At 60.6% G+C, this 12411-nt stretch carries 11 protein-coding genes; 6 read left to right on the top strand and 5 right to left on the bottom strand.

Annotation, left to right across the window (positions count from 1 at the left end):
• Positions 1 to 66 precede the first annotated feature (66 nt).
• Both nlpD and rpoS read left to right on the top strand, forming a co-directional pair.
• Complete coding sequence (gene nlpD, locus HMPREF3138_RS08890) at positions 67 to 1065, top strand: murein hydrolase activator NlpD (RefSeq protein WP_038871876.1); 999 nt, start codon at positions 67 to 69, stop codon at positions 1063 to 1065.
• 54 nt (positions 1066 to 1119) lie between these two features.
• Positions 1120 to 2118, top strand: coding sequence for an RNA polymerase sigma factor RpoS (gene rpoS, locus HMPREF3138_RS08895; RefSeq protein ID WP_019455119.1), 999 nt, complete (start codon positions 1120 to 1122; stop codon positions 2116 to 2118).
• A gap of 79 nt (positions 2119 to 2197) precedes the next feature.
• Here the strand turns inward: rpoS and mutS are convergent, their stop codons facing one another.
• The 5 genes from mutS to HMPREF3138_RS08915 all read right to left on the bottom strand — a co-directional run bounded on the left by mutS (position 2198) and on the right by HMPREF3138_RS08915 (position 7869).
• On the bottom strand, positions 2198 to 4753 hold the full coding sequence (gene mutS / locus HMPREF3138_RS08900) for a DNA mismatch repair protein MutS (protein ID WP_038883263.1): 2556 nt from the start codon (positions 4751 to 4753) through the stop codon (positions 2198 to 2200).
• Positions 4754 to 5062: 309 nt separating this feature from the next.
• Complete coding sequence (locus HMPREF3138_RS27010; protein ID WP_223295900.1) at positions 5063 to 5347, bottom strand: hypothetical protein; 285 nt, start codon at positions 5345 to 5347, stop codon at positions 5063 to 5065.
• Between the two features lie 41 nt (positions 5348 to 5388).
• Positions 5389 to 6054: an NHL repeat-containing protein gene (locus HMPREF3138_RS27015; RefSeq protein WP_223294883.1), complete on the bottom strand. Its 666-nt coding sequence runs from the start codon at positions 6052 to 6054 to the stop codon at positions 5389 to 5391.
• A gap of 30 nt (positions 6055 to 6084) precedes the next feature.
• Positions 6085 to 7056, bottom strand: a complete 972-nt coding sequence (locus HMPREF3138_RS08910; RefSeq protein ID WP_038871848.1) for an aldo/keto reductase — start codon at positions 7054 to 7056, stop codon at positions 6085 to 6087.
• A 12-nt stretch (positions 7057 to 7068) separates the two neighbouring features.
• Positions 7069 to 7869: an SDR family NAD(P)-dependent oxidoreductase gene (locus HMPREF3138_RS08915; RefSeq protein ID WP_015376694.1), complete on the bottom strand. Its 801-nt coding sequence runs from the start codon at positions 7867 to 7869 to the stop codon at positions 7069 to 7071.
• A gap of 106 nt (positions 7870 to 7975) precedes the next feature.
• Here HMPREF3138_RS08915 and HMPREF3138_RS08920 point away from each other — a divergent pair, with 106 nt between their 5' ends.
• The 4 genes from HMPREF3138_RS08920 (at position 7976) to HMPREF3138_RS08935 (ending at position 12407) form a co-directional block, all read left to right on the top strand.
• Entirely contained in the window at positions 7976 to 8869 is an 894-nt protein-coding gene (locus tag HMPREF3138_RS08920) for a LysR family transcriptional regulator (protein ID WP_038871846.1), read from the top strand.
• Positions 8870 to 9286: 417 nt separating this feature from the next.
• Complete coding sequence (locus HMPREF3138_RS08925) at positions 9287 to 9604, top strand: PTS sugar transporter subunit IIB (protein ID WP_004932561.1); 318 nt, start codon at positions 9287 to 9289, stop codon at positions 9602 to 9604.
• 12 nt (positions 9605 to 9616) lie between these two features.
• A complete protein-coding gene (gene chbC, locus HMPREF3138_RS08930) occupies positions 9617 to 10978 on the top strand; it encodes a PTS N,N'-diacetylchitobiose transporter subunit IIC (protein ID WP_038871844.1) in 1362 nt (453 codons plus the stop codon).
• Positions 10979 to 11021: 43 nt separating this feature from the next.
• Positions 11022 to 12407, top strand: a complete 1386-nt coding sequence (locus HMPREF3138_RS08935; RefSeq protein ID WP_038871842.1) for a glycoside hydrolase family 1 protein — start codon at positions 11022 to 11024, stop codon at positions 12405 to 12407.
• Positions 12408 to 12411: the final 4 nt, after the last annotated feature.

A 12411-nucleotide genomic window follows, 5' to 3' on the forward strand; every position in this document is an offset into this window, starting at 1 on the left:
TAAAGGGTATTTTGGATATATCACTGATATTGCTGTCATGGGGGAAGCATGAGCACGGGAAGCCCAATGATTACGTTACGCCGGGTAGCGGTGTGTACGATGGTAAGTTTGTGGTTGGCGGGTTGTACGAACAATGCCTCGACGTCGGCCCCTATCAGCAGCGTGGGTGGCGGCGGTGCCGTTCCATCCGGCAATAATAATGGCGGGGCGCAGCAGGTCAGCCCCGAGGGCCGCATTGTCTATAACCGCAGTTATAACGCTATCCCTAAAGGGAGCTACAGCGGCGGTGAAACCTATACGGTCAAGCGCGGCGACACGCTGTTTTATATCGCTTGGATCACCGGCAACGATTTCCGCGACCTGGCGCAGCGCAACAATATTCCCGAGCCATACAGCCTGAATGTTGGCCAAACCATTCAACTTGGTAATGGTTCTGCCAACGGCGGCGGCGGCATGCTGGCGACGACAGACGCGACCAAAGGCGGCGTTCCGAAGCCACCTTCCAGCTCCCAGATCCAGACGGCAACGGTTGATTCTCAATCAACTAACGCGTATTCTGAAAACTCGGGTAAACAGAATGTAGGTAAGATGTTACCTGCAGCAGGTGCCGCAGCGGTTGGGACCGCGACTGCGCCTGTTACCGCACCGGAAGCCGCTCCACCCGTGAGCAGCACCGTCAGCAACAGTTCTCCGGTCAGTACCTGGAGATGGCCGACTGACGGTAAGATTATTGATAACTTTTCCTCATCAGAAGGTGGGAATAAGGGCGTCGATATCGCCGGTTCCCGTGGGCAGCCTATCTTCGCTACCGCCGATGGCCGCGTAGTGTATGCCGGCAACGCTTTACGGGGTTACGGTAATCTAATCATCATCAAACACAATGATGATTACCTGAGCGCCTACGCTCATAACGACACAATGCTGGTCCGGGAACAACAAGAAGTGAAGGCGGGTCAAAAAATAGCCACCATGGGTAGCACCGGTACCAGTTCAGTACGTTTGCATTTTGAAATTCGTTACAAGGGGAAATCCGTAAACCCGCTGCGTTATCTTCCGCAGCGATAGATTGGGCAGAATACGCTGAGATTCTGCTCGCGGTATCACGGGTAGGAGCAGCATATGAGCCAAAATACGCTGAAAGTTAACGAGTTACATGATGATGCGGATTTCGACGAGAATGGAGCTGAGGCTGAGTCGTTTGATGAAAAAGCGCTGGTAGAAGAAGAGGCCAGCGAGAACGATTTAGCGGAAGAAGAGCTGTTGTCTCAAGGCGTTACGCAACGCGTATTGGATGCGACGCAGCTCTATCTGGGTGAGATCGGTTATTCACCTCTGCTGACCGCAGAGGAAGAAGTCTATTTTGCGCGGCGTGCTCTGCGCGGTGACGTGCCGTCCCGCCGCCGCATGATTGAAAGCAACCTGCGGCTGGTGGTGAAAATCGCCCGCCGCTACAGCAACCGCGGTCTGGCGCTGCTGGATCTGATCGAAGAGGGTAACCTCGGTCTGATTCGCGCAGTGGAAAAATTCGACCCGGAACGCGGTTTCCGCTTCTCCACTTATGCAACCTGGTGGATCCGTCAGACGATTGAACGGGCGATCATGAACCAAACCCGTACCATTCGTTTGCCTATCCATATCGTCAAAGAACTGAATGTCTATCTGCGCACCGCGCGCGAGCTTTCCCACAAGCTGGATCATGAACCGAGCGCTGAAGAGATTGCCGAGCAACTCGACAAGCCGGTGGATGACGTCAGCCGCATGCTGCGCCTGAATGAGCGCATCACCTCGGTGGATACGCCGCTGGGCGGGGATTCGGAGAAAGCGCTGCTGGACATTCTGGCCGACGAGAAGGACAACGGGCCTGAAGACACCACGCAAGACGACGATATGAAGCAAAGCATCGTCAAATGGCTGTTCGAACTGAACGCCAAACAGCGTGAAGTGTTGGCGCGTCGTTTCGGCCTGCTGGGCTATGAAGCGGCGACGCTGGAAGACGTAGGCCGGGAGATTGGCCTGACGCGCGAGCGCGTCCGTCAGATTCAGGTTGAAGGTCTGCGCCGTCTGCGTGAAATTCTGCAGATGCAGGGCCTGAGCATTGAGGCACTGTTCCGCGAATAACGCCGGTTGTTGAACCGCATCAAATAAAAACGGTGAGCATGATGCTCACCGTTTTTTTATGTCCGCGTTTGGCGCCAGACTACACCATATTTTTCAGCCGGTAGATCCATTCCAGCGCCTGGCGCGGCGACAGGGAATCCGGATCCAGTGCCTCCAGGGCTTCTACCGCCGGCGAGGTCTCTTCCTGCAGCAGCGTCATCTGGGTGGCATCGACGCTGCCCGAGGCGGTGTGGCTGGAGATAGACTCCAGCTCGCGCAGCTTCTGACGGGCGCGCTTGATGACGTCGCGCGGTACGCCGGCCAGCGCGGCGACCGCCAGGCCATAGCTTTTGCTGGCGGCACCGTCCTGCACGCTGTGCATGAAGGCAATGGTGTCGCCATGTTCGAGCGCGTCCAGGTGCACGTTGACCACGCCTTCCATTTTCTCCGGCAGGGTCGTCAGCTCGAAGTAGTGGGTGGCGAACAGCGTCATCGCCTTGATGCGGTTAGCCAAATTCTCGGCGCAGGCCCACGCCAGCGACAGGCCGTCGTAGGTGGAGGTGCCGCGGCCGATTTCATCCATCAACACCAGGCTGTGCTCGGTGGCGTTGTGCAGGATGTTGGCGGTTTCGGTCATCTCCACCATGAAGGTAGAGCGGCCGGAAGCCAGATCGTCCGCCGCGCCGACGCGGGTGAAGATGCGATCCACCGGGCCGATGGTGGCCTTGGTGGCCGGCACGTAACTGCCGATGTGCGCCATCAGCACGATCAGCGCCGTTTGCCGCATATAAGTGCTTTTACCGCCCATATTCGGGCCGGTGATGATCAGCATGCGGCGCTGTGGCGACAGGGTGAGCGGGTTGGAGATAAACGGCTCGCTCAGCACCTGCTCTACCACCGGGTGGCGGCCTTCGGTAATGCGGATCCCCGGCTGTTCACTCATGGTTGGGCAAGCGTAGTTCAGGGTATCGGCGCGCTCGGCCAGATTGGCCAGCACGTCCAGCTCGGCCAGTGCGGCGGCGCTTTGCTGCAGTTCCGCCAGGTGCGGCAGCAGCAGATCAAACAGCTCGTCGTACAGGCTTTTCTCGATCGCCAGCGCCTTACCCTTGGAGGTGAGCACTTTGTCTTCGTACTCTTTCAATTCCGGGATGATGTAGCGCTCGGCATTTTTCAGCGTCTGACGGCGCACATAGTGGATCGGCACCAGGTGGCTTTGGCCGCGGCTGACCTGAATGTAGTAGCCGTGTACGCCGTTAAAACCGACCTTGAGCGTATCCAGCCCCAGCTTTTCACGCTCGCGGATCTCCAGCCGGTCGAGGTAGTCGCTGGCGCCGTCGGCGAGTGCGCGCCACTCGTCCAGCTCGCTGTTGTACCCGGGGGCGATCACGCCGCCGTCGCGTACCAGCACCGGCGGCGATTCAATGACCGCGCGTTCCAGCAGCTCACGCAGCTCGTCGAACTGGCCCACCTGTGACAGCAGCTGCTGCACGTGCGGGGTGTCCACGTCTTGCAGCAGCGCACGGATGTCCGGCAGTTGCTGGAAAGCATGACGCATGCGCGCCAGATCGCGCGGCCGGGCGGTGCGCAGCGCCAGACGCGCCAAAATTCGCTCCTGATCGCCCACCTGACGCAGCGAAGGCTGCAGATCGGTAAACAGCTCCTGCAATGCGCCGATCGCCTGTTGGCGAGCGGTGAGAACCTTGATATCCCGGGTCGGCATGTGCAGCCAGCGTTTCAGCATGCGGCTGCCCATCGGCGTGACCGTACGATCGAGGATCGCCGCCAGCGTGTTGTCGCTGCCGCCGGACAGGCTCTGCGTCAGCTCCAGATTGCGGCGGGTCGCGGCGTCCATGATGATGCCGTCCTGCTGGCGCTCCATGGTGAGGCCGCGAATGTGCGGCAGCGAAGTGCGCTGGGTATCTTTGACGTACTGCAACAGGCAGCCGGCGGCGCGCAGCGCCTGGTGAGCCTGCTCGACGCCGAAACCGGTCAAGTCGCGGGTACCGAATTGCAGGTTGAGCTGCTGACGCGCGGTCTCAAGCTCGAATTCCCACAGTGGGCGGCGGCGCAGGCCGTGGCGCTGTTCGATCAGCGCCATTTGTTCGAAGGTTTCCGGGTAGAGCAGCTCGGCCGGATTGGTGCGCTGCAGCTCGGCGGCCATGGTTTCCAGATCCTGCGGCTCGGCGACGCGGAAGCGGCCGGAGCTGACGTCCAGCGTGGCGTAGCCGAAGCCGCGCGCGTCCTGCCAGATCGCCGCCAGCAGGTTGTCCTGACGCTCTTGCAGCAGCGCTTCGTCGGTGATAGTGCCGGGGGTGACGATACGCACCACTTTGCGTTCGACCGGCCCTTTGCTGGTGGCCGGATCGCCGATCTGCTCGCAGATGGCGACGGACTCGCCGAGCTGCACCAGCTTGGCCAGGTAGTTCTCTACCGCGTGGTGCGGCACGCCGGCCATCGGGATCGGTTCACCCGCCGAGGCGCCGCGCTTGGTCAGCGAAATATCCAGCAGTTGGGAAGCGCGCTTGGCGTCGTCGTAAAACAGCTCGTAGAAGTCGCCCATGCGGTAGAACAGCAGGATTTCAGGATGCTGGGCCTTGAGGCGCAGGTACTGCTGCATCATCGGCGTATGCGAATCGAGTTTATCGGTGCTATTCATGCGATTATTTTTCCAATCCATTGAATGTAAAGGGAACTGTGATTTTCATTGTCGTCATTCGCTATCACATTGTTTCAGCAGGCGCCGCCCCATTTAGCGCTTGCCGGGCGGCGCAAATCAAATCATCAAAACGCCAAACGGCGCGCTCAAACCCGAGGTTTGCACAGATGCTTATACTAGCCCAGCGGGCAATCGGCTGTCACAGGTAAAAATGGGAAGCGTAGCGCAAGGCGGGTTTGCAACGAAGCGTGATTGTTGTTCGCCTGCTGGTAACAACGCGAGCCGCCACCCGCAGTCGTGGTGGAAAGGTTATTGCGCGGCGGTGAGAGGCAAAGGCAGTTGATAGAGGCGGAAGCTGTCGGGCACTTCGGTTTCATGGCCGGGCAGCAGGCGGTGGCGGATGCGCGATTCGCTGACAAAGGCGCAGCCTTGTGGGGGGATAGTCAGGTTGACCGGCGACTCCATGCCTTCGCGCAAGATCTCAATCCGGTGCATGCCTGCCGCCTTGGGGGAAGGGATCCGCAGGATCCGCCCCTGGCCGCTCTGGATCGCGTTTTCCAGCACGATCAGCGCGCCGTCCGGTGCCAACCCCATCCCGTCCGGGTTTTCGATGAGGCGCGGCAGCTGCATTTCCGTCAGCTGCGGCTTTGGATCGTTATAGCTGAGGGGGTAGAGCTTACCGGTGCCGAAATTGGCGCTGCCATCAGCCGGTCGTCGAACAGCACGATCCCGGCGGCTCCCAACCCGCTGGGAGCCGCCAGCTGCGGATCCCGATACAGTGTACTAAATGCCGTTTCGCCCGGCCGCAGGCGCAGGATGCCGCCGCCGCGGGTTTCCGTCACGTACACCGTGCCGTCTGCGCCGAGCACGATATCGTTGCTCATTTCCCCCGACGGCAGCGCCAGGTTGCGGTTGGGGGGGCCATCCGCGACGTTCAGCGCATAGATGCGGTTGGCGCGCGTTTTGCCGCCGGAGAGAAAGTCCGGCGAGTTCCCCCACAGCAGCCCGCGCTGTTCGTCCAGCCGCAGCGCGTTTGAGGCGAACACCGTGTCAGCGCCGGGGAAAAAGGTTTCCCACGTTTGACCCGGCCGCTTGCGCAGCACGTTGCCGCTGGTGACAAAGCCGACATACAGCGTACCGTCCGTCGCACGGGCGATGCCGTTGGGGTAAAGCGCGCCAGGCGGCAGCGTCATGCTGTTTGCGGCGCAGTCTGCGCTGGCGGCAGCCTGCACCGGAGCGCTAAAGGTGAATGCGGCAGCGAGGGCGAGCAACACCGCTCGTGTGGTAAGCGCATATGACATGTCTTCTCTCCTGGAATGACGGAAAAGGGGCTACCAGCGATCGGGGCGGACAGCGTGCGCCATTGGCGCCTCTAGCGCGGCCACGTCTTCCGGTGATAGCCTGAGGTCGAGCGCAGCCAGCGCATCCTGCAGATGATGCGGCTTGGACATGCCCACCAGCGGCGACGCCACGCCGGGTTTGGCCAACAGCCAGGCCAGCGCGATTTGCGCTGGTGGAACGCTGCGCGCGGCCGCCACCTCCGCGACCGCCGCGACGGTGCGTTCTACCTCGTTTCTGCCGCCGTACCAACGGGGCGCCTGTTCGTCGGTGGCGGCGCGCAGCGTGCCGCCACTGCCGGAGCCGGCCAGCACGCCGCGGGCCAGCGGCGACCAGGGGGTCAGACCAAGACCTTCCTCCAGGCACAGCGGGATCAGCTCCTCTTCATCTTCACGCGTCACCAGGTTGTATTGGCTTTGCAGCGAAATAAACGGCGCCAGGCGGTGCTGACGTTGAAAGGCCAGCATTTTCATCAGGCGCCAGGCGTGCAGCGAGGAGGCGCCGAGATAGCGGATCTTGCCCGCCCGCACCAGGCCATCGAGGGTGTCGGCGGTTTCTTCGATCGGCGTTTCGGTGTCGAAGCGGTGCAGCACGAACAGATCGAGGTAATCCGTTCCCAGCCGCTGCAAGGAGGCGTCGACGCTGTGCAGCAGGTGCTTGCGTGATAGCCCCCGGCTGTTCGGCTGCGCGTCCATTGGAAAGTAGGCCTTGGTGGCGATCACCACGTCTTCACGGCGGGCGAACGCCCTCAGCGCGCGGCCGAGAATGCGCTCGCTTTCTCCGCCGGAGTAAATGTTGGCGGTATCGAAAAAATTGATACCCGCCTCCAGCGCCTCGCGGATAAAGGGGCGCGCTTCATCTTCCTTCAGCACCCAGGGCCGCCAGGCCGGATCGCCGTAGGTCATGCAACCCAGGCAGAGGCGGGACACCTTCAGGCCGCTGTCGCCAAGCCGAACGTAGTTCATGGCCTCGTCTCCTCAACGCATGCCGGCGATGGTGTAACCGCCGTCCACCAGCAGGCTTTGGCCGGTGATGAAGCGAGCTTCGTCCGTCGCCAGCCACAGCGCCACATCGCCGATGTCTTCCGATTCACCCAGGCGGCCGGCGGGCGTGTGGGCGATAAAGGGCGCGAAGGCCGCGCTGTCAGCCACGCTGCCGCGTGCCATTGGCGTGTCGATGATGCCGGGGTTGATGTTGTTGACGCGGATGCCCTGGCCGCTGTATTCGAGCGCCACCGCGCGGATCATCGCATCGAGCGCGCCCTTGCTGGCGGAGTAGCTGGATGAGCCGGCCAGCGCGCCGTGGGTCAGCCAGGAGGAGGTGTTGATGATCACGCCGCCCGAGCGCTGAGCCAGGAAGGTTTCAATCTCATATTTCATCGCCAGCCAGACGCCCCTGAGGTTAATGGCGATAACCCGGTCAAAATCCTCGCTGGTCTGCTCGGTGATGGGGGCGAAGTTGCCGATGATGCCGGCGTTGTTGAAGGCGACGTCGAGCCGGCCGTAATGGGCGGTCACCGTGGCGATCAGTTGGCGGATATCGCCTTCCTGGGAGACGTCGGCCACGATGGGCAGGGCGTCGCCGCCGGCCAGCGCGATGTCGCGCGCCGTGGCTTCGATTTCCGCCGCGCGTCGGCCGGCCAGCGCGACTTTGGCGCCTTCGCGGGCATAGGCCAGTGCGGCGGCGCGGCCGATGCCGGTGCCGCCGCCGCTCACCAGTACAACTTTGTCCGCCAGACGGCGCGGCGTTTCATGAGTTGGAGCTGTAGCATTAATCATCGTATCGATACCTGGTAATGGGGTCGATCGCAATGCTATGTTGTTAGATGACGGATAACTATCCGCTAAAAATTCATCTCACTATTAGATAATTTATATCAATAGCATGAAAAAACCTGAACTGTCCGGCCTGGCGGCCTTCGTGGCTATCGCCAGTGAACGCAGCTTCCGCCGCGCCGCCGCCCGATTGGGCGTGACGCCGCCGACGCTGACTCACACCCTGCGCGGGCTGGAAGCGCAGGTGGGCATTCGCCTGCTGAACCGTACCACCCGCAACGTCTCGCCGACGGAGGCCGGTGAGCATCTGTTGGCACAGCTGGTGCCGGCCTTTACCGACATCGACGCCGCGCTGGAGAGCCTGAATGCGTTTCGCGAAGGGCCACGCGGCCTGGTGCGCATCAACGCGCCGCGTTCGGCGATCGATCTCGCCATCGTGCCGCATCTGGGGCGGTTGGCCAGCAAGTACCCCGGCATTACGCTGGAGGTGGTGGCGGACGAAGGGTTTGCCAACATCGTCGAACAGGGCTTTGACGCCGGTATTCGGCTCGGCGAGGATCTGCACAACGATATGCGTGCGGTGCGCCTGACGCCGGATCTGCGTTTCGCCATCGTCGCCACGCCGGACTATTTTCAACGGCACGGCGAACCGACGCATCCACAGGATTTGTTGCAGCACCGCTGCATCGGTTGGCGCAAGGCCTCTTCGGGCGAGCGCTACAAATGGGCATTTCACCAGGGCGAGCAGCGGTTTTCCGTGGCGGTTAACAGCCCGTTGATACTCGATGACGGCAGGATGATGGTGCAGGCGGCGCTGGCGCACGTCGGCATCGCTTTCGCCATCGAACAAGAGGTAGAAGAACACCTGGCGAGCGGGCGGCTGCGGCGGGTGTTGGCCGACTGGTGCGCGCCGTTTACCGGTTTTTACCTCTATTACCCCAACCGCAGGAATCATTCCGTGGCGCTGAGCACGGTGATCGAGTTGCTGCGTCTGCCCACCTAACCCTCTTCACCGGCTATCGCGTTCGGATGGCTGTAGGTGAATCAAGCTTGAACTATTTTTATTCCCTTTTCGCTTGTTCAGGCGCAAATAAACCCTTAAATTCTCGGTGAGTTTGTAACTTGCTGTTTATAATTGTTATTTGAATATTTATTGCGAATATTCCGAGTCTATATCGGTTATTTGAGAGCCCGGTCACACTATTTTTTTGTGCGAAATGTGAAGGGGGTCAAGCCAGCAGGTCAAGGAGAGACGGTTATTATCCTCGCTGGCTTACCGATCCGTTTTTCATGCTCCGTATACTGTCTGCAACCAGGGCAACGTGACGGAAATTTTCATAAGGAATGTGCGTGAAGCAATCGTGATTGCATCTGGCATACAAATAACACGGGGTTTTTTTGATTATCTGAGGTGCTTGGTATGGAAAAGAAAAAAATCTATCTGTTTTGTTCTGCCGGTATGTCCACTTCCCTGTTGGTATCAAAAATGAAGGCGCAGGCCGAGAAATACGAAGTACCGGTGATCATCGCCGCCTATCCGGAGGCGCTGGCCGCGGAGAAAGGCGTTGAAGCGGATCTGATCCTGCTGGGGCCGCAGATCGCCTACACCTTGCCGGAAGTGCAAAAACAGCTGCCCAACAAACCTGTTGAAGTCATCGATCCGCTGCTGTACGGCAAGGTCGATGGGCTGGGGGTGCTGAAGGCCGCAGTGGCCGCCATCAAGAAAGCCAATCAATAACAGGAGGCCGCCGTGAATACCCTCATTGCCTCGCTCGAGAAGGTTATCCTGCCTTTCGCCGTAAAAATCGGTAAGCAGCCCCACGTCAACGCCATCAAGAACGGCTTTATCCGCCTGATGCCGCTGACCTTGACCGGGGCGATGTTCGTGTTGATCAACAACGTGTTCCTGAGCTTCGGCGAAGGATCGTTCTTCTATTCGCTGGGCGTGCGCCTGGATGCCTCCACCATCGAGACGCTGAACGGGCTGAAGAGCATCGGCGGCAGCGTTTACAACGGTACGCTGGGGATCATGTCCCTGATGACGCCGTTCTTTATCAGCATGGCGTTGGCCGAAGAGCGCAAGGTCGATCCGTTGGCTGCGGCACTGCTGGCGGTGGCGGCCTTTATGACCGTCACGCCGTTTAACGTCGGCGAGGCCTATGCGGTGGGCGCCAACTGGCTGGGCGGCGCCAACATCATTTCCGGTATGGTGATCGGGCTGGTGGTGGCCGAGATGTTTGCTTTCATCGTGCGGCGCAACTGGGTGATCAGCCTGCCGGACAGCGTGCCGGCTTCGGTGTCGCGCTCCTTCTCGGCGCTGATCCCCGGTTTCATCATCCTCTCTATCATGGGGCTGGTGGCGTTCGCGCTGGCGCACTGGGGCACCAACTTCCACCAGATCATCATGGACGGCATTTCGGCGCCGCTGGCCAAGATGGGCAGCGTGGTGGGCTGGGTGTACGTGCTGTTCTCCTCGCTGCTGTGGTTCTTCGGGGTGCACGGCTCCATGGCGCTGGCGGCGCTGGACAGCGGCATCATGACGCCGTTCGCGCTGGAAAACGTGGAGCTGTATAACAAATACGGTTCGGTCGAAGCGGCGGTGGCCGCCGGGAAAGAGTTCCATATGTGGGCGAAGCCGTTTGTCGACTCCTACATCTACCTTGGCGGCACCGGCTCGACGCTGGGCCTGATCATCGCCATCTTCATCGCCTCGCGCCGCGAAGATTACCGCCAGGTCGCCAAACTGGCGACGCCGTCCGGCATTTTCCAGATCAACGAACCGATTCTGTTCGGCCTGCCGGTGATCATGAACCCGGTGATGTTCATTCCGTTCATCCTGGTGCAGCCGGTGCTGACCATTATCACCTCGCTGGCTTATTACTCCGGGCTGATCCCGCCTATCACCAACATCGCACCCTGGACCATGCCGGTCGGCCTGGGGGCGTTCTTCAACACCAACGGCAGCATCATGGCCCTGTTGCTGAGCTTGTTCAACCTGGCGGTCGCCACCGTGATTTATCTGCCGTTCGTGGCGATCTCCAACAAGGCGCAGAGCCAGATCGACGCGGCGACGGAAAGCGAAGAAGACATCGCCAAGGCGCTCAAATTCTAACAGTGGAACGGGGCGGCGTGGCCGCCCCGCGAGGGACGCGAGTATGGAATATCAATTTGCCGACGGGTTCTGGTGGGGCAGCGCCACCTCCGCGCCGCAGTCTGAAGGGGCGGCCGCGCGGGACGGCAAGAGCCGCAACATCTTCGACTATTGGTTTGAGATCGCGCCCGAGCGCTTTCACGATCGGGTGGGGCCGGGCGAGGCCTCAACCTTTTACGACCATTTCCGCACCGATATCGGGCTGCTCAAAACGCTGGGCCACAATACCTTTAGAACGTCGATCTCGTGGTCGCGGCTGATCCCGGACGGCGACGGAGAGGTAAACCCGCAGGCGGTGGCCTTCTATAACGCGATGATCGACGAGCTGCTGGCGCAGGGCATCACCCCGTTTATCAATCTCTACCACTTCGATATGCCGCTGTGCATGCAGCATCGCGGCGGCTGGGAAAGCCGGGCGGTGGTCGAAGCCTATGCGCGTTACGCCGATACCTGTTTCGGTCTGTTTGGCGATCGGGTCACCCACTGGTTCACCTTCAACGAGCCGATCGTGCCGGTGGAGGCCGGTTACCTGAATGACCTGCACTACCCTTGCGTGGTGGATTTCAAACGGGCGGTCACCGTGGCGTATCACAGCGTACTGGCGCATGCCATGGCGGTGCAGCGTTTCAGAGCGCGGGAGCTGCCGGGGAACATCGGCATCATTCTCAACCTGAGCCCCACCTATCCGCGTTCCGACGCGCCGGAGGATCGGCAGGCCGCGCACGACGCCGATCTGCTGCTCAACCGCAGTTTCCTCGATCCGGTCGCCAAAGGGCGTTATCCGGCGGCGTTGCTGCAGCTGCTGGAGCGGCATGGGCTGATGCCCCACTGCGAGCCGCAGGATGCACAGCTGATTGAAGACGGCGTGGTGGACATCCTCGGCGTCAACTATTACCAACCGCGCAGGGTGCTGGCGAAAGAGGGGCGCCGTGCCGAGGGGCCGATCGCATCGCCGGAGGATTTGTTCAGTTACTATGCAATGCCGGGCCGCAAAATCAATCCGCACCGCGGCTGGGAGATCTACGAAAAGGGGCTGTACGACATCCTGATGGATCTGAAAGAAAACTACGGCAATCTGCCTTGTTATATTTCGGAAAACGGCATGGGCGTTGAGGGCGAAGAGGCGTTTATCGGCGCCGATGGGCGGGTGGAGGACGATTACCGCATCGACTTTATTCGCGAGCACCTGAAATGGCTGCACCGCGCGCTGGCGGAAGGCTCGCAGTGCAAAGGCTATCATCTTTGGACCTTTATCGACTGCTGGTCCTGGCTGAACGCCTACAAGAATCGTTATGGGCTGGTGCGGCTGGATCGGGCGGATCAGCGCCGCACCATCAAGAAAAGCGGCTACTGGTTTGCCGAGGCGGCCAGACGCAACGGATTTGACTAACGGG

This window comes from Serratia sp. HMSC15F11 (assembly GCF_001808215.1).
GTDB lineage: Bacteria > Pseudomonadota > Gammaproteobacteria > Enterobacterales > Enterobacteriaceae > Serratia > Serratia nevei.